This window comes from Gottfriedia sp. NPDC057991 (assembly GCF_042886615.1).
GTDB lineage: Bacteria > Bacillota > Bacilli > Bacillales > Bacillaceae_G > Gottfriedia.
Genome location: NZ_JBHVQN010000002.1, coordinates 740766 through 760034 on the forward strand (window position 1 = coordinate 740766; position 19269 = coordinate 760034).

Annotated in this window: 16 protein-coding genes; all 16 read left to right on the plus strand. The window is 33.0% G+C overall.

Annotated elements, in window-relative coordinates:
- Window positions 1-6 precede the first annotated feature (6 nt).
- The 16 genes from topA to ACFVR2_RS11125 all read left to right on the plus strand — a co-directional run bounded on the left by topA (window position 7) and on the right by ACFVR2_RS11125 (window position 19247).
- Window positions 7-2082, plus strand: coding sequence for a type I DNA topoisomerase (gene topA / locus ACFVR2_RS11050; protein ID WP_387361576.1), 2076 nt, complete (start codon window positions 7-9; stop codon window positions 2080-2082).
- 311 nt (window positions 2083-2393) lie between these two features.
- Window positions 2394-3698: an FADH(2)-oxidizing methylenetetrahydrofolate--tRNA-(uracil(54)-C(5))-methyltransferase TrmFO gene (gene trmFO, locus ACFVR2_RS11055; RefSeq protein WP_387361578.1), complete on the plus strand. Its 1305-nt coding sequence runs from the start codon at window positions 2394-2396 to the stop codon at window positions 3696-3698.
- A gap of 64 nt (window positions 3699-3762) precedes the next feature.
- Window positions 3763-4662, plus strand: a complete 900-nt coding sequence (gene xerC, locus ACFVR2_RS11060; RefSeq protein ID WP_387361580.1) for a tyrosine recombinase XerC — start codon at window positions 3763-3765, stop codon at window positions 4660-4662.
- 47 nt (window positions 4663-4709) lie between these two features.
- On the plus strand, window positions 4710-5255 hold the full coding sequence (hslV, locus tag ACFVR2_RS11065) for an ATP-dependent protease subunit HslV (RefSeq protein WP_387361582.1): 546 nt from the start codon (window positions 4710-4712) through the stop codon (window positions 5253-5255).
- Between the two features lie 11 nt (window positions 5256-5266).
- The gene (hslU, locus tag ACFVR2_RS11070) at window positions 5267-6658 is read left to right on the plus strand and encodes an ATP-dependent protease ATPase subunit HslU (protein ID WP_387361584.1); all 1392 of its coding nucleotides are present in this window, start codon (window positions 5267-5269) and stop codon (window positions 6656-6658) included.
- A gap of 72 nt (window positions 6659-6730) precedes the next feature.
- Window positions 6731-7510 (plus strand): GTP-sensing pleiotropic transcriptional regulator CodY, encoded by a 780-nt coding sequence (gene codY, locus ACFVR2_RS11075; protein ID WP_056470865.1) that lies wholly within the window; start codon window positions 6731-6733, stop codon window positions 7508-7510.
- A 1089-nt stretch (window positions 7511-8599) separates the two neighbouring features.
- Complete coding sequence (locus ACFVR2_RS11080; RefSeq protein WP_387361586.1) at window positions 8600-9370, plus strand: FliA/WhiG family RNA polymerase sigma factor; 771 nt, start codon at window positions 8600-8602, stop codon at window positions 9368-9370.
- 594 nt (window positions 9371-9964) lie between these two features.
- Window positions 9965-10663 (plus strand): 30S ribosomal protein S2, encoded by a 699-nt coding sequence (gene rpsB / locus ACFVR2_RS11085; protein WP_056470859.1) that lies wholly within the window; start codon window positions 9965-9967, stop codon window positions 10661-10663.
- 128 nt (window positions 10664-10791) lie between these two features.
- Window positions 10792-11676, plus strand: a complete 885-nt coding sequence (gene tsf, locus ACFVR2_RS11090) for a translation elongation factor Ts (RefSeq protein ID WP_387361589.1) — start codon at window positions 10792-10794, stop codon at window positions 11674-11676.
- A gap of 92 nt (window positions 11677-11768) precedes the next feature.
- Window positions 11769-12491: a UMP kinase gene (pyrH, locus tag ACFVR2_RS11095; protein WP_069034511.1), complete on the plus strand. Its 723-nt coding sequence runs from the start codon at window positions 11769-11771 to the stop codon at window positions 12489-12491.
- Window positions 12492-12493: 2 nt separating this feature from the next.
- Window positions 12494-13051 carry a ribosome recycling factor gene (gene frr / locus ACFVR2_RS11100; protein WP_098426978.1) on the plus strand — a complete coding sequence of 186 codons (558 nt, stop codon included), beginning with the start codon at window positions 12494-12496 and terminating at the stop codon, window positions 13049-13051.
- Window positions 13052-13239: 188 nt separating this feature from the next.
- On the plus strand, window positions 13240-14019 hold the full coding sequence (locus tag ACFVR2_RS11105; RefSeq protein WP_387361592.1) for an undecaprenyl pyrophosphate synthase: 780 nt from the start codon (window positions 13240-13242) through the stop codon (window positions 14017-14019).
- 17 nt (window positions 14020-14036) lie between these two features.
- The gene (locus ACFVR2_RS11110) at window positions 14037-14825 is read left to right on the plus strand and encodes a phosphatidate cytidylyltransferase (protein WP_387361594.1); all 789 of its coding nucleotides are present in this window, start codon (window positions 14037-14039) and stop codon (window positions 14823-14825) included.
- 33 nt (window positions 14826-14858) lie between these two features.
- The gene (gene dxr, locus ACFVR2_RS11115; RefSeq protein WP_387361596.1) at window positions 14859-16010 is read left to right on the plus strand and encodes a 1-deoxy-D-xylulose-5-phosphate reductoisomerase; all 1152 of its coding nucleotides are present in this window, start codon (window positions 14859-14861) and stop codon (window positions 16008-16010) included.
- A 13-nt stretch (window positions 16011-16023) separates the two neighbouring features.
- The gene (rseP, locus tag ACFVR2_RS11120) at window positions 16024-17280 is read left to right on the plus strand and encodes an RIP metalloprotease RseP (protein WP_387361598.1); all 1257 of its coding nucleotides are present in this window, start codon (window positions 16024-16026) and stop codon (window positions 17278-17280) included.
- A 269-nt stretch (window positions 17281-17549) separates the two neighbouring features.
- The gene (locus ACFVR2_RS11125) at window positions 17550-19247 is read left to right on the plus strand and encodes a proline--tRNA ligase (RefSeq protein WP_387361600.1); all 1698 of its coding nucleotides are present in this window, start codon (window positions 17550-17552) and stop codon (window positions 19245-19247) included.
- Window positions 19248-19269: the final 22 nt, after the last annotated feature.

Consider the following 19269-nt stretch of genomic DNA (forward strand, 5'->3'; position numbering starts at 1 on the left):
TAAAAGATGGCAGAAAATTTAGTTATAGTGGAGTCCCCTTCAAAGGCTAAAACAATCGAAAAATACTTAGGTAAAAAATTCAAAGTAATCGCATCAATGGGACATGTTCGAGATCTACCTAAAAGCCAGATGGGGATTGAAATAGAAAACGATTACAACCCAAAATACATAACTATCCGTGGAAAAGGTCCAGTTTTAAAGGATTTAAGATCTGCTGCGAAAAAAGCAAAAAAAATCTATCTAGCAGCCGATCCAGATCGCGAAGGTGAAGCAATAGCGTGGCATATTGCGAATACACTCAATATCGATACATCATCAGATTGTCGTGTAGTGTTTAATGAAATTACAAAAGATGCTATTAAAGAGTCTTTTAAAAAACCTAGACCAATTAATATGAATTTAGTAGACGCTCAGCAAGCAAGACGTGTACTAGATCGTTTAGTAGGGTATAACATAAGCCCATTACTATGGAAGAAAGTGAAAAAGGGCTTAAGTGCTGGTCGAGTACAATCTGTCGCTCTTAGACTAATCATCGAACGAGAAAAAGAGATTGAAATCTTCATACCTGAAGAATATTGGACAATTAAAAGTAAGGCTTTAACAAAGAAAGAAACATTTGATACTTCTTTTTACGGAGTTAATGGTAAAAAATTGGAATTAAATTCTGAAACTGATGTAAAAAATGTTTTATCGCAAATTAAAGGTGATCACTTTGAAGTTCAAAGTGTCACTAGAAAAGAACGTAAACGTAATCCAGCCACTGCTTTTACTACTTCCTTACTACAGCAGGAAGCAGCAAGAAAATTAAATATGCGTGCAAAGAAAACGATGATGATTGCACAGCAATTATATGAAGGAATTTCCCTAGGTAGTGGAGGACAGGTCGGATTAATCACATATATGAGAACTGATTCGACTAGAATATCCGATGTTGCGACTGAGGAAGCAAAATCTTATATAATTGATACTTATGGTGCAGATTTTGTTGCTACAAATAAAAAAAATGAAAAAAAATCAGATAAAGTTCAAGATGCACACGAAGCAATTAGACCAACGTCAACTTTACGTTCACCTGATACAATCAAAGCACATGTTAGCCGCGATCAATATCGTCTTTATAAATTAATTTGGGAACGATTTGTTGCTAGTCAGATGGCATCAGCAGTACTAGATACGGTTAAAGTTGACTTAATTAATAATGATGTAATATTTAGAGCTAATGGGTCAGTAGTTAAATTCCCTGGCTTCATGAAGGTGTATATCGAAAGTAATGATGATGGCACAGAAGAAAAAGACCGTATCCTTCCACCGTTAGCTGAAGGTGAGAAAGTTAAATTAGAAGATCTATTACCTGAACAACATTTTACTCAACCACCTCCACGTTACACGGAAGCTAGATTAGTAAAAACTCTTGAAGAGTTAGGTATTGGTCGTCCATCAACTTATGTACCAACTTTAGAAACGATACAAAAACGTGGTTATGTTTCATTAGATAATAAAAGATTTGTCCCTACTGAGCTAGGTCAAATAGTATTTGATTTAGTCGTAGAGTTTTTCCCAGAAGTAATTAATATTGAGTTTACGGTTCAAATGGAAGGTGACCTTGATAAAATTGAAGACGGCAATGTGAACTGGATTCAAATCATCGATCAATTTTATAGAGGTTTTGAGAAGCACTTAGAAATAGCTGAGAAAGAAATGCAAAAAGTTGAAATTAGAGATGAACCTGCTGGTGAAGACTGTGATTTATGTGGAAGCCCGATGGTATTTAAAATGGGCAGATACGGTAAGTTCATGGCTTGCTCAAACTTTCCAGATTGCAGAAATACAAAAGCAATCGTTAAAGATATTGGTGTCAAATGTCCTACATGTAAAGATGGGAATATAATCGAACGTAAATCGAAAAAGAATCGAATATTCTATGGATGCACGAATTATCCTGAATGTGAATTCTTATCATGGGATAAGCCAATTGCGAGACCATGTCCGAAATGTGAAAACTTATTAGTTGAAAAGAAAATGAAAAAAGGTATCCAAGTTCAATGTGTATCATGTGACTACAAAGAAGATCAACAAGTGTGAGCAATTAATTTTCTCACACTTAGACGACCAGCAAAAACGCTTGCTTTCCTCGTTGATTCGCCTGCCTGCTGAGGAGTTTATTACCGTTTAGGTTAACTTTAGTTCCTCATCAGGATTCGCGAATCGAAAGTCAATCGTTCTCAATCAGACTGAAATTCATATTTACTGAGACTTTGTCTAAATAAAAGTGTGAGCAATTAATTTGCTCACTTTTACTTTTCATATCAACTTTTAATTAAGAAATCTTTAAGAAAAAAATTATAAAATATTATTACGTAATTTAGATTGAATCAGCGTAGAAGGAGTTAACAATGAAAGAACAATTTATTAATGTAATTGGAGCAGGTTTAGCAGGAAGCGAGGCTGCTTATCAAATCGCAAAAAGAGGAATTAAAGTACATTTATACGAGATGAGACCAGTTAGACAAACACCTGCTCATCATACTGACAAGTTTGCTGAATTAGTTTGTAGTAATTCACTAAGAGCGAATACATTAACGAACGCTGTAGGTGTATTAAAAGAGGAAATGAGAAGATTAGATTCAGTTATTATCCGATCTGCTGATGAGTGCGCTGTACCAGCAGGTGGTGCATTAGCTGTAGACCGACATGAGTTTGCTAGCCGTGTAACTGAGTATGTAAAAAATCATCCAAATGTAACTGTGCATAACGAAGAAATGACTAAAATTCCTGAAGGACCAACTGTAATCGCAACAGGTCCTTTAACATCACCTGAGTTATCTCAGCAATTAAAAGAATTAACGGGTGAAGATTATTTCTATTTTTATGATGCAGCGGCTCCTATAGTAGAAAAAGAAAGTATTGATTTAAATAAAGTATATTTAAAATCAAGATATGATAAAGGTGAAGCAGCTTACTTAAATTGCCCAATGACGGAAGAGGAATTTGATCGTTTTTATGAAGCATTAACTACGTCAGAAACAGTTCCTTTAAAAGAATTTGAAAAAGAGATTTTCTTTGAAGGATGTATGCCAGTTGAAGTAATGGCTAAACGTGGTAAACAAACGTTATTATTTGGACCAATGAAACCAGTAGGCTTAGAGGATCCAAAGACTGGTAAGACGCCGCATGCAGTTGTACAACTACGTCAGGATGACAGTGCTGGAACTTTATATAATATAGTAGGATTCCAAACGCATTTAAAATGGGGCCCTCAAAAAGAAGTATTGCAATTAATACCAGGGCTTGAGAATGCTGAAATTGTACGCTATGGTGTAATGCATCGAAATACGTTTATTAATTCACCGAAACTATTAGAGGCAACATATCGTTTTAAAGGGCGTCAAGATTTATTCTTTGCAGGTCAAATGACTGGAGTGGAAGGTTATGTAGAATCTGCAGCATCTGGTTTAGTAGCAGGAATAAATGCAGCTAGATTCGTAATGGAGAAAGAGTTAGTTGAATTCCCTGCGGAAACTGCAATTGGAAGTATGGCTAATTATATAACGACAACAAGTGCAAAACACTTCCAACCTATGAACGCTAATTTCGGTCTGTTCCCTAAGCTTGATGTGAAAATTAAAAGAAAACAAGAACGATATGAAGCATATGCAAACCGTGCATTAGAATCAATTATGAATTTTGTAGAATGTTAAGAAAATAAATTGCAAATAGCTACTTAATATGTTAGTATGTAGTGGCTTGTGAGGAGAAATTACCTTGAATATTAAAATATTGTGTCAATTATTCATTCAGTATTTACAATTAGAGAAAAACTCTTCACAATACACATTAAATAGTTATAAAAAAATTGTTGAACAATTTCTAGTTTTTATGGAGCAACAATCCATTATTTCATTTTCTTCAGTTACTTATTCTGATGTTCGTCTCTATTTAACAACTTTGCATGACAAACAGCTATCAAGACGTACAGTCTCAAAGCATATTTCTTGTTTAAGAAGTTTCTATCGTTTTCTTATGAGAGAAAATGAAGCAAAAGAGAATCCTTTTGTATTAGCGTCACTTCCTAAAAAAGAAACTATGATACCAAGATTTTTATACAAGGAAGAACTTGAAAAACTATTTAAGATTAGCGATCTAGATACGGAACTTGGACAAAGAAATCAAGCTCTTTTAGAATTGCTATATGCTACCGGAATCCGAGTAAGCGAATGCTGTAATTTGAAATTAAAAGACATAGATTTTCAAATTGGGACTATTTTAGTAACTGGCAAAGGGAATAAACAGCGGTATATTCCCTTTGGCAGTTATGCAGAAAAAGCTCTTCATACATATATAGAAGATGGCCGAAATAGACTGATAGTAGCTAACAAGCAAATGAATGATGATCTTTTTTTGAATCACCGTGGTACAAAACTAACGACAAGAGGTGTCCGCGGTATATTAGAAAAAATGATCAAAGATACTTCGTTGACTAATAAAATCTATCCACATATGTTAAGGCATACCTTTGCTACGCATATGCTTGATAACGGTGCTGATATTCGTAGTGTTCAAGAATTGCTTGGACATGAGAATTTATCATCTACTCAAATCTATACACATGTAACGAAGGAAAGATTACAAAAAGTATACAATTTACATCATCCTAGAGCATAAATTCGCTCAATTTTAGAAATTAATCGACGTTTCTAAGGAGGATTCACATGTCCAATTTTCATGCTACAACGATTTTCGCAATCAGACACGATGGTAAAAGTGCCATGGCTGGCGATGGCCAAGTAACTTTTGGTAATGCAGTAGTAATGAAGCATACTGCAAGAAAAGTTAGAAAGCTTTTTAATGGAAAAGTTTTAGCTGGTTTTGCAGGATCTGTTGCGGATGCATTTACTTTATTCGAACTTTTTGAGGGCAAGTTAGTTGAATATAATGGTAATATTCAACGAGCTGCTGTTGAATTAGCAAAAAAATGGAGAACAGATCGAGTATTACATAAACTTGAAGCATTGCTAATCGTAATGGATCATAATTCATTATTATTAATTTCTGGTACTGGGGAAGTAATTGAGCCTGACGATGGAATTCTTGCAATCGGTTCTGGAGGGAATTACGCTCTCGCAGCAGGCCGTGCATTAAAGGAAAACGCAGGGGGAAATCTTTCAGCAAAACAAATTGCATATGCTAGTTTAAAAACTGCAAGTGATATTTGTGTGTATACGAACGGAAATATAATTTTAGAAGAATTAGAATAGGAGAGTGTATTATGAGTACTTCTTTCACGCCTCGTCAAATTGTTGAAAAACTTGATCAATATATTGTTGGACAGCAACAAGCGAAAAAAGCAGTAGCAATTGCACTCAGAAATCGATATCGTAGAAGTTTACTTGAAGAGTCATTCCGTGATGAAATTTCACCAAAAAATATTTTAATGATTGGACCAACAGGTGTTGGTAAAACTGAAATTGCTAGAAGGATGGCAAAACTAGTTGGAGCGCCATTCATTAAAGTTGAAGCTACTAAATTTACAGAAGTTGGTTACGTAGGTAGAGATGTAGAATCAATGGTTCGTGATTTAGTCCAAACTTCTATTCGAATTGTAAAAGAAGAGCGTATGAATAAGGTGAAAGATCAAGCTGAAAAAAATGCGAATCAAAGATTAGTAAAACTTCTAGCACCAAGTACGAAAAAACAAGCTTCATTCAAAAACCCACTTGAGATGCTTTTTAATCAAGATTCACAAAACTCGAATGCTGAGCAAGAAGAGAATGATACAGAATTAACATCTAAAAGAAGAAATATAGAATTTCAACTATTATCTGGAAAACTAGAAGAAGATCTTGTGTCTATTGAAGTAGAGCAACAACAAGCTCCGATGCTAGATTTTATGCAAGGAACTGGAATGGAACAAATGGGAATGAACTTCCAGGAGTCATTAGGTAGTCTATTTCCAAAGAAAACTAAAAAAAGAAAGCTTACTGTTAAAGAAGCTCGTAAGATTTTAACGAATGAAGAAGCTCAGAAATTAATCGATATGGACGAAGTAACACAAGAAGCAGTTTATAGGGCTGAGCAATTAGGGATTATTTTCATTGATGAAATTGATAAGATTGCGAGTAAGCAAAACTCTACTCAAGATGTTTCGAGAGAGGGAGTACAAAGAGATATCTTACCAATTGTTGAAGGAAGTACAGTTGTGACAAAATATGGATCGGTTAAAACGGATCATATTCTATTTATAGCAGCTGGTGCATTTCATATTTCCAAACCATCAGATTTAATACCTGAATTACAAGGTCGCTTCCCAATTCGTGTAGAATTAGGTAAATTATCTGTTGAAGATTTTGTTGGTATATTAGTTGAGCCTGATTTTTCAATTATTAAACAATATAAAGCTTTATTGTCTACAGAAGGTATACAAATCGAATTTTCTGACGATGCTATACGTAGAATAGCAGAAATAGCATTTGAAGTTAATCAGACAACTGACAACATAGGCGCAAGAAGATTGCATACTATTATGGAAAAACTTCTTGAAGACCTATCGTTTGAAGCTTCTGAAATTCAAATGGGAACAATTATGATTACACCACAATATGTAAATGAAAAGCTCGCAAATATTGCAAAAGATAAAGATATAAGTCAATTCATTTTATGATCTAGCTATGAACACTTTTGAATTCAATCGGTTCAATGGAAACGTACAATTAAATAGGAGGCATTTAGAAAGATGCAATTATTAGAAAAAACAAGAAAGATTAATAAGTTATTACAACAATCTGCAGGGAAGCCAGTTAACTTTAAAGAAATGGCAGATACATTAGAAGAAGTTATTGAATCAAACGTATTTATTTTAAGTCGTAAAGGGAAATTATTAGGTTACGGTCTTCACCAAAAAATCGAAAATGAGCGCATGCAAAAAATGTTCAGCGATCGCCAATTCCCTGAAGAATACACACAAAACCTATTTAATATTAATGAAACATCATCAAATATAGACATCAATAGTGAGCACACTGCATTCCCAGTTGAAAATAAAGATTTATTTTCTGGCGGTTTAACAACTATTGTACCGATTATCGGTGGTGGTGAGCGCTTAGGTACTCTTGTTCTAGCTCGAATTAATCACGATTTTGAAAATGATGATTTAATCTTAGCTGAATATGGCGCAACAGTAGTAGGTATGGAAATTCTACGTGAAAAAGCAGAAGAAATTGAAGAAGAAGCTAGAAGTAAAGCTGTTGTACAAATGGCTATTTCATCTCTTTCTTATAGCGAATTAGAAGCAATTGAACATATTTTTGAAGAGTTAAATGGCTATGAAGGTTTATTAGTAGCTAGTAAAATTGCTGACCGTGTAGGTATTACTAGATCTGTTATCGTAAATGCACTTCGTAAATTAGAAAGTGCTGGTGTTATCGAGTCTAGATCATTAGGTATGAAAGGTACTTATATTAAAGTACTAAATGATAAATTCTTATTAGAGTTAGAGAAATTAAAATCTAACTAATTAATAAAGTCACTTCTTAAAGTAAACTAAAAGATAAAATTAAGTTTAAACCTTTTCTCAATGTAAACTTGGGAAAAGGTTTTTTTTAGTCTTTATTAAATTAAAAATGGTTAGAAATGAACAAATTTTTATATTAGAATAAAAAGATTAGTTAAATAGAGGCTATTTTCCTTTTTTTTGTATAAATGATGTATATAGACGAATTGAAAATTATGGTATGATAAGAAAATATTTACTTGATTATAGTGATAAAATATAAAAATTATTTTTGAGAGGGAATTAGATAATAGAATTGTAATGGTGTTATTTGCTTATATACTGTTGGCTGTTTTCAAATATATTGTTGTTTTTCTAGTATATCTCAGTTTATTTCCACTCCAGATCCATACTCTCCTTTAGACGAAGATAAAGAAGGAAAATATCAAACAAATAGGGAAAGTTTCTAGAGTTAGCCTACTTTCTTTATTCTTAACTCTATTTTTATGTCTACCTCGTTAGCTTTAATAAATTATTGTCATAAACAGTTAATTACAAACAACAATTATTCAAAAAAGGCTACTTTTTTAATACTATAAATAAAGATTTTTGTACGATTAAAATTTGTTCTTTATTAAGTATAACTAAAATTAGGTCATCCTTATACTAAAAATAGAATTCTGGAATATAGGTACAATTATTTTGAAAAAATGAAAAAAATTAATATTTTTTATTGTGCTAAAGAAAATTTCACATTATTTTAAAGAATGAGTGAATAAATTAAAGAATTTTAATAATATAATTTTTAAAAGGATAGAAAAAAATAAAATTATACAAATACGTGGTGCTTTTGAATGCGAATTGGATTGATCCGTAACGAATATTGAATAAAATTAATAGATTCATATTTATTACTATTTAACCGTTTAATAGTAGGGTTATTTAATCGAGAACTTCTTTTTCAATAGCACGAAAAAACTTGTGTAAATTTTTAATTCCTTTTATTAAAATGATGACCAAAAATTTAATATTCACCAAAAACTCACTATTTAAAATCAAATTGTCAATCAAGTATTAAACATAATATGGTAATTCGCTGAGGTGAAAGAAGTGTTGCAAGTTCAAAAAAATGTTTCACAAAGTTATTGGAAAATGTGGATTGAAGATCGTGATCTAGATGCTGGAGATGCGTTAATGCGGATTTATATGCCACTAGTTCATTTCCAAGTAAATCGTATGGCTCAAAGATTACCTTCAAATGTCAACAGAGATGATTTACACAGTTTAGCAATGATGGGCTTATATGACGCATTAGAGAAATTTGATCCGAAAAGAGATTTAAAGTTTGAAACATATGCTTCAATTAGAATAAGTGGTAATATATTGGATGGTCTTCGTAAAGAAGACTGGTTACCAAGATCAATTAGAGATAAGGCAAAAAAAATTGATTTTGCAATTGAAAAGTTAGAACCGGATCTTCAACGAAAAGCTACACCTGAAGAAATAGCACAGTATACTGGATATACTACGATGGAAGTTGTTAATGTCATAAATGATGTGTTTTTCTCTAATATGTTGTCTGTTGATGAACAAATCAAAGATGCTGGAGATGGACAAGTTAATTTTATTCATACAATAAAAGATCATGAAGCATTAACACCAGAAGAAATGCTACTGAAAGATGAACAAATAGGGTTGCTTGCCAAGACGATTGTTACTGAATTAAATGAGAAAGAACAGCTAGTAATAAGCTTGTACTATCATGAAGAATTAACATTTACTGAAATTGGAACAATTATTAATTTATCGACTTCTAGGGTTTCTCAGATTCATGCTAAGTCTATTTTTAAATTAAGGGACCTTTTAAGTAAAAATAATAGATAGGAGCCTTGTAATTTCTACAATGTAAATTTAGAATTTTAAAAGGCAATTCTATGAGAAATGATTAGTATTAATGATTTTTAAGATTAGTTATTTATATTTGAGTAGTGGAAATCAGCCTCACATTACTTACTTTATTGACAATTTCTTTTTTAACAATTTTATAAAATATGAAGAAGAATACGATTAAGTTGAATAAATTAGCAAAAATTCCCAATACTGATAAAGATTCAGTAATTGGGTCAGGTGAATTTTCAATTCCAAATCACTAAATTTATTGCATTCATTTGTTAATCATTTAGTGTGGCAGTATAGCATAGCTTAAATTTGAATAATAGCAGTTCGATGATCTAAAAAATAGACTTTCTATGGATGAAAATGGAAGATGGATTTATTTAGAGAAAGGAAAAAGCAGACATTGTTGAAACTTCGACAATAATTTCTCGTTTTCTCTTGATAATTAATGATGTATATGCTATAGTAGTCCATGGTGTTAATACACACGCTTGCCGATTTTCTTATTGGTGCTACCCAGTTTGGGAGTGATAGGAGAAGAAGACGTGAGCGGAGGAAAAAGAACCATTAGGAGGAAATAAAATGTCAGTAATTTCTATGAAGCAATTATTAGAAGCTGGTGTTCACTTCGGTCACCAAACACGCCGTTGGAACCCAAAAATGAAACGTTACATCTTCACTGAGCGTAACGGTATCTACATCATCGACCTACAAAAAACAGTTAAAAAGGTTGAAGAGTGTTACAACGTAATGAAAGGTATCGCTGCTGAAGGTGGAAACATCCTTTTCGTTGGTACTAAAAAACAAGCTCAAGAAGCTATTAAAGATGAAGCAATCCGTTCTGGTATGTACTTCATTAACCAACGTTGGTTAGGTGGAACGTTAACAAACTTCCAAACAATCCAAAAACGTGTTAAACGTTTAAAAGATATCGAAAGAATGCAAGAAGATGGCACTTTTGAAGTGTTACCTAAGAAAGAAGTTATTCAACTTAAAAAAGAATTAGAACGTCTTGAAAAATTCTTAGGCGGAATCAAAGACATGAAGCAACTTCCTGATGCATTATTCGTTGTTGATCCTCGTAAAGAGCGTATCGCTGTTGCTGAAGCTCGTAAGTTAAACATTCCTATCATCGGTATTGTTGACACTAACTGTGATCCAGATGAAATCGATCACGTTATCCCAGCAAACGACGATGCTATTAGAGCTGTAAAACTTCTTACATCAAAAATGGCAGATGCGATTCTTGAAGCGAAACAAGGCGAAGAAACAACTGCTTAATGAGAAATTGAAAGGTGATAAGAGGTTTTAGCCTTTTATCACCTTTTTTTAAGGTTAAAATAATCGAAAATTGTTTACCTTATAAAACGATTAAATAAAATATGCTTACATATAGGAGATGAAATGTTATGGCAATTACTGCACAAATGGTAAAAGAATTACGTGAAAAAACTGGCGCTGGTATGATGGATTGCAAAAAAGCATTAACTGAAACTGAAGGTAACATGGACAAAGCAATCGACTACCTTCGTGAAAAAGGGATCGCTAAAGCTGCTAAAAAAGGTGACCGTATCGCTGCTGAAGGTTTAACTTTCGTTGAAGTAGCTGGAAACGATGCAGTACTAATCGAAGTAAACTCTGAAACTGATTTCGTTGCTAAAAACGAAGGTTTCAAAGATTTAGGTTCTGTTCTTGCAAAACATATCGTTGCTAACAAACCTGCAACTGTTGAAGAAGCTTTAGCACAAACAATGGAAACTGGTGAAACTGTTGAAACATACATCAACCATGCAATTGCTAAAATCGGAGAAAAAATCTCATTACGTCGTTTTGAATTAGTTTCTAAAACAGATGCTGACGCATTTGGTGCTTACTTACACAGTGGCGGTCGTATCGGTGTTCTTTCAGTTGTAGAAGGAACAACTAAAGAAGATGTTGCTAAAGACGTATCTATGCACATCGCTGCAATCAACCCTAAATATATCTCTCGTGATGCTGTTTCTCAAGATGAAGTTGAGCATGAGCGTGGAATTTTAACTCAACAAGCATTAAACGAAGGTAAACCTGAAAACATCGTTGCTAAAATGGTAGAAGGACGTATTGGTAAATACTTCGAAGAAATCTGCTTATTAGATCAATCTTTCGTTAAAAACCCAGACGTTAAAGTAGGTCAATTCGTAAAAGCTGCTAACGGAACTGTTAAATCTTTCGTTCGTTATGAAGTTGGAGAAGGCTTAGAAAAACGTGAAGATAACTTTGCTGAAGAAGTAATGAATCAAGTAAAAGGTAACTAATTTAGTTACTTTGAATGAAAATAGGGGACACTATGTGTTCCCTATTTTTTAAAGAAACGTAAATACATAGATGTACGTAAATGGAGGGTATTATGAGTAAAGCAAAGTATAATCGCGTAGTATTAAAACTTAGTGGTGAAGCACTAGCTGGCGGACAAGGATTTGGAATTAATCCTTCAGTTATTAAATCAATTGCAGAACAAGTTAAAGAAATTGCAGAACTAGATGTTGAAGTAGCAGTAGTAGTAGGTGCTGGTAACATTTGGCGTGGTAAGACAGGTAGCGAAATGGGTATGGACCGAGCTACAGCAGACTACATGGGCATGTTAGGTACTGTAATGAACTCATTAGCACTTCAAGATAGTCTTGAAACACTTGGTGTACAATCTCGTGTACAATCATCAATTGAGATGCGTCAAGTTGCAGAACCATATATCCGTCGTAAAGCAATTCGTCATTTAGAGAAAAAACGTGTTGTAATTTTTGCTGCTGGTACAGGAAATCCTTATTTCTCAACTGATACTACTGCTGCATTACGTGCTGCTGAAATTGAAGCAGATGTTATTTTAATGGCAAAAAATAATGTAGACGGAGTATATTCAGCTGACCCATCAATCGATAAAACGGCTGTAAAATACGAAACTCTTACATATTTAGACGTATTAAAAGAAGGTTTAGGTGTAATGGATTCAACTGCATCTTCTTTATGTATGGACAATGATATTCCATTAATTGTATTCTCAATTATGGAAGAAGGAAATATTAAACGTGCCGTTCTTGGCGAAAATATTGGAACAATAGTAAAGGGGAAATAAAAATGTCTAATCAAATCATTTCTTTAGCAAAAGAAAAAATGACAAAAGCTGTTTCTGCTTTCTCTAGAGAATTAGCAACAGTACGTGCTGGTCGTGCGAACCCAGCTATTTTAGATAGAGTTTTAGTTGAATATTATGGTGCTCCAACGCCAATCAACCAAATGGCAAATATTTCAGTACCAGAAGCAAGATTATTATTAATTACTCCTTACGATAAAACAGTAATTAATGATATGGATAAAGCGATTCAAAAAGCTGACTTAGGCTTAAATCCTTCAAATGATGGAACTGTAATCAGAATTAGTTTCCCACCATTAACAGAAGAGCGTCGTCGCGATTTAGTAAAAGTAGTTAAAAAATCTGCTGAAGATGCTAAAGTAGCAGTACGTAACATCCGCCGTGATGCAAATGATGATCTTAAAAAAGCAGAAAAAAATGGCGAAATTACTGAAGATGAATTACGTGGTCTTGTAGAAGACATTCAAAAACAAACAGATTCACATATCGAAAAAATCGATGGAATCACAAAAGAAAAAGAAAAAGAGATAATGGAAGTTTAATACTGCATTGCAAGGTATATCTTACTAGCGCTTAGAAAAATAATGAATTTTTCACATTATACTATTACATAATTTCATTATTGCATTATAATTAAATAAACTAAGCGCTTTGAGTAAAAAGACCCTCTGTTTAAGGGGGTTTTTTTACTCAATGCTTTAATTAGATATACTTAAACGGAGGATTAAAAATGTTTAAATTAATTTCTTTTTTTAAAAGAAATAAAGAAGAGAAAAATGTACCTCCAAGTTCGCAATTAAATGAGGTCGACGGAGTAATTCCTGAGCATGTTGCAATAATAATGGATGGTAATGGTAGATGGGCACAAAAGAGGAATCTACCAAGGGTTAAGGGACACTATGAGGGAATGAAAGTAGTTCGAAAAATAGCAAGAACTGCTAGTAAATTAGGCGTAAAGACTTTAACGTTATATGCTTTTTCAACTGAGAATTGGAAAAGGCCTAAACCTGAAGTAGAATTCTTAATGAAGTTACCACAAGAATTTCTAGGGACATTTTTACCTGAATTAATCGAAGAAAATGTGCAGGTAAGATTAACTGGAAATAAAGAGCAATTACCAAGCTATACAACAGAAGCAGTGTTAAGAGCAGTAGAGGAAACAAAAAATAATACGGGTATGGTATTAAATTTTGCCTTAAATTATGGTTCTAGAGACGAAATTATTTCTGCTGTTAAAAAGATTTCTTCAGATGTATTGGATAATAAAATAAATAAAGATGAAATTAATGAAGACTTGTTTGATCGTTATTTAATGACTAGTGATTTTAAAGATCCAGATTTATTAATTAGAACAAGTGGTGAATTAAGGATTAGTAATTTTATGCTTTGGCAAATTGCTTATTCTGAACTATATTTTACAGATGTATTATGGCCCGATTTTACCGAAGAATGTTTAATTGATGCGGTAAAAGAATATCAAAATCGAGCAAGAAGATATGGTGGTATTTAAGAAAGCGGTGAACGAATTTGAAACAGCGTATTATAACAGGAGTTATAGCTGGAGCATTATTTTTAGGATTAGTAATACTTGGTAAATGGCCGTTTGGATTACTTATATTTGCACTTGGCACAATCGGTTACTTTGAATTGATTAGAATGAAAAAGTTTAATTTATTTAGTGCACAAACTGTACTTGGATTAATCTTAACATGGGTAGCAATTACACCAAATGATTTATCAAATAAGTTTTTTCCTATAGAAGTCGGTAAAACTGAAATTTCAATTGTACTAATCCTATTACTTTTATCATATACGGTAATTACAAAGAATACATTTACTTTTGAAGATGCTTCTTTTGTAGTGCTAAGTAGTTTATATGTAGGATACGGATTTCATTATATGTACGAGATGAGAAATATTGGCATTTCATACTTTTTCTTCCCATTATTCGTAATATGGGCAACTGATTCAGGTGCATATTTTATTGGGAAAGCCACTGGTAAAACAAAACTTTGGCCTGATATTAGTCCCAATAAAACGATTGAAGGTTCGATCGGTGGAATTATTTGTGCTGTAGTAGTTGCAGTAATTTTATCGATTATGTTAACTTTAAATCATTCAATACTATATTTAGTACTAGTAGCTGTTCTTGTTTCGATTTTTGGTCAATTAGGTGATCTCGTACAATCTGCATATAAAAGGTACTACGGTGTTAAAGACTCAGGAAATTTATTACCTGGTCATGGTGGGATTTTAGACAGATTTGATAGTATCATTTTCACATTGCCGATAGTCTATTTACTATTTACGTTATAGTATTAGTTTTTGTATTTAAGGAGACATATGAAAATGAAGAAAATCAGCTTACTTGGAGCAACTGGTTCAATCGGTAAACAAACACTCGATATTATTAGAAATCAATCAAATGATTTTGAATTAGTCGCGTGTTCAGCTGGAAGAAATATTGATGAATTATATAAGGTTATTTTAGAATTTAAACCAAAACTAGTTTCAGTTACAGGTAAAGAAGAAGCTGAAAAACTGACGAGCTTAGGGATCCCTTCGAAAACCAAAGTTTTATATGGTGAAGAAGGTCTGATCGAAGTTGCAGTCCATGAAGACAGTACAATACTTGTTAACGCTGTTGTTGGAAGTGTAGGTTTAGTTCCAACAATGAAAGCAATCCAAAGTGGTAAAACAATCGCATTAGCGAATAAAGAGACATTAGTAACAGCAGGTCATATTGTAATGGCAGAAGCAGAAAAATATGGTGTCTCAATTTTACCAGTAGATAGTGAGCATTCAGCAATCTATCAATGTTTAAATGGTGAAAACCCTAGTGAAATACATAAATTAATCATCACAGCTTCAGGTGGTAGTTTTAGAGATAAAACAAGAGATCAATTAAAGGATGTTACTATTGAAGACGCATTAAACCATCCAAATTGGTCAATGGGTGCAAAGATTACAATTGATTCTGCTACAATGATGAATAAAGGATTAGAAGTGATTGAAGCACATTGGTTATTTAATATGCCATATGAAAAAATTGATGTAGTACTTCATAGAGAAAGTGTTATTCACTCTATGATTGAATTCGATGACGGAAGTGTTATGGCACAATTAGGAACACCTGATATGAGAGTACCAATCGCCTATGCACTAAACTATCCTTCAAGAAAACCAGTTACTAATCATAAGCCATTAGATTTAATTAAATTTGGGACACTTCATTTCCAAGAGATGGATTTTAACAGGTTTAAATGTTTGGATTATGCTTATCAAGCAGGAAAAGTTGGCGGTAGTTTACCAACTGTATTAAATGCAGCAAATGAGGAAGCGGTAGCTGCTTTTCTACAGAATAAAATATCATTCTTACAAATTGAGAATTTAATAGAAAACGCTCTTGAAAAACACAATGTATTAAGTAAACCTTCATTAGAAGAAATTCGTAACATTGATGAACAAACAAGACAATTCGTTTCATCACTAATAAAGTAAGGGTGGTAATTACATGAATACAGTTATAGCGTTTGTTGTAATTTTTGGCGCACTTGTATTTTTTCATGAACTAGGACATCTATATTTTGCAAAACGTGCTGGTATATTATGTAGAGAATTTGCGATTGGATTTGGACCAAAGGTTTTCTCATTTTATCGAAATGAAACTACATACACAATAAGATTATTGCCGCTTGGTGGTTATGTTCGCTATGCTGGAGAAGATCCAGAAATGGTACAAGTAAAACCTGGATCACATACCGGTTTACAATTTAACTCAATCGGAGAAGTTACTAAAATTGTAGTTGATCAGTTTGATCGTTTCCAAGATCTTCGTTTTGTTGAAGTTGATTCAATAGATTTAGAGCATAAGTTAGAAATCATTGGTACTGAAGAAGGAACTGAAGGCGTATCAAAATTCAATGTAAATGAAAAAGCGTTCATTTATAGTGAAGGACAAGGTCACCAGATTGCTCCTTATAACCGACAATTTAATAGTAAATCTGTAGGAAAAAGAGCGATTGCCATTTTTGCAGGCCCAATGATGAATTTTGTTCTAGCTTTAGTGATTTTTATCTTATTGGGATTACTTCAAGGAACTCCAGTAAATGATGCTAAAATTGGTGAATTACTTCCAAAAGGTCCAGCACAAACTGCTGGTCTAAAAGAAGGCGACATTGTTTTATCAATTGATAATAAAGAAGTTTCAAAATGGGCAGAAGTAGTTAAAATTGTTAGAGAAAGCCCAAGTAAAGAATTATTATTTAAAGTGAAAAGAGATAACAAAGTTATTTCGATTCCAATCACACCAAAAACAGAAGAAATCGATCATAAAGTTAATGGTTTAATCGGTGTATATGCACCTGTTGAAAAAAATGTTTTTTCTTCGGTTAAATATGGCATAACGGAAACAATTGGATGGACAAAAGAAATTGTATTAGCAGTTGGTCATTTAGTATCTGGTCAATTCTCAATCAATAATCTTTCTGGTCCAGTTGGTATTTATCAGGTAACAGATCAAGCTGCACAATCAGGTATTTTCTACTTAATGAAATGGGCAGCATTTTTAAGTATCAACCTTGGTATTATGAATTTATTACCATTACCAGCTCTTGATGGTGGAAGACTAACATTTTTTGCAATAGAAGCATTAAGGGGTCGACCAATTGATCGCCAAAAAGAAGGTGTCGTTCACTTTATTGGTTTTGCGCTTTTAATGTTATTAATGATCATCGTAACTTGGAACGATATTAAAAGATTTTTCTTATAAGAAGCTCTGTTTAATTTAATCGTGTAATTTCATGAATTTAGTTTTAAGAATCCGCGACTTACTTGCTTATAAAACGGGCTTAGTGACATTTTATTTGTCAATTAGCCCGTTTTAAGTGGGAGCGGATTCTTATCTTACAAAGCTCTTTTTTAGAATCGTTGTCGTATGTATTGTTACATGTAACTTTTAAGACAACTACGAAATCTATTTTTTACAAAATATTATTAAAAAGAATATAAGAATAAAAGAAAAATATGAGGTGAGCCCCTTTGAAACAAAGTATCGTATATAGTCCAACTCTTCGTGAAGTACCATCAGATGCAGATATAAAAAGCCATCAATTATTATTAAGAGCAGGTTTTATTAGACAAAATGCATCTGGTATATATAGTTTCTTACCTTTAGGCAATAAAGTTCTTCAAAAAGTAGCAAATATCGTTCGAGAAGAAATGAATAATGCCGGTGCAATGGAAATGTTAATGCCATCAATGCAGGCACAAGAATTATGGGAAGAATCAGGCCGTTGGGATAATTTTGGTCCAGAACTAATGCGTTTACGAGATCGACATGGGAGAGGATTTGCATTAGGAGCAACACATGAAGAAGTTGTTACTTCCATTATTCGCGATGAATTAAAATCATATAAAAAATTACCGATTACACTTTATCAAGTACAATCAAAATTCCGTGATGAAAAACGTCCTCGATTTGGACTACTTCGCGGGCGTGAATTTTTAATGAAAGATGCATATTCTTTCCATGCATCACAAGAAAGCTTGGATGAAGTATATGATCGTTTATTTACGGCTTATAGCAACGTATTTACTCGTTGTGGATTAAATTTCAGAGCGGTTGTTGCTGATTCAGGAGCGATGGGTGGAAAAGATACGCATGAATTCATGGTGTTATCTGAGATTGGTGAAGATACAATCGCATTTTCAAATGAATCTAGCTATGCTGCCAATATTGAAATGGCGCCAGTTGTAACGAATTACGAACCATCTGATGAGAAATTAGAAGAGATTCAAAAAGTAGAAACGCCAAATCAAAAAACAATCGATGAAGTAATTGAATTCTTAAACTTACCGATTGAGAAAAGCATTAAATCAATTATTTTCAAAGCAGATGAAAGTTTTGTATTAGTGCTTGCTCGTGGTGACCACGAAATCAACGATATTAAATTAAAGAATTATTTAGGTGCACATTCAGTAGAGCTTGCTTCTAAAGAAGAAGTAAAAGAACTAATGAACTGTGAAATCGGATCATTAGGTCCAATTGGAGTAAAATCTGATTTATTAGTATTAGCGGATAATGCAATTAAAGGTATTGTAAATGGTTGCTGTGGAGCAAATGAAGAAGACTATCACTACATTAACGTAACTGTAAATAGAGACTATAATGTTAAAGATTTCGTAGACTTAAGATTTATTCAAGAAGGTGACGTATCACCAGACGGTAAAGGAACTATTTCATTTGCAAAAGGTATTGAAGTAGGTCATATATTCAAATTAGGTACAAAATATTCTGAGTCTATGAATGCAACATTCCTTGATGAAAATGGTAAATCGAATCCAATCATTATGGGATGCTATGGAATCGGTGTATCTCGTACATTAGCTGCAATTGTAGAGCAATATAATGATGAAAAAGGTATTGTATGGCCTAAGAACCTAGCTCCTTTTGATGTACATGTTATTACTGTAAATACAAAGAATGAAGAGCAAGTAAATATAGCAGACGATATTTATAAAACGTTAAAAGAGATTGGACAAGATGTATTATTAGATGACCGAAATGAACGTGTAGGTGTGAAATTTGCAGACGCTGATCTTTTCGGAATTCCTGTTCGTGTAGTTGTTGGTAAAAAAGCTGCAGAAGGAATTGTAGAACTTAAAACAAGAGATGGACAAGTTAGTAAAGAAGTAGAAATTTCTAACCTTGTGAATGAAATAAATATGTTAAAATAAAATAAAAGTGGAAGCGACACCT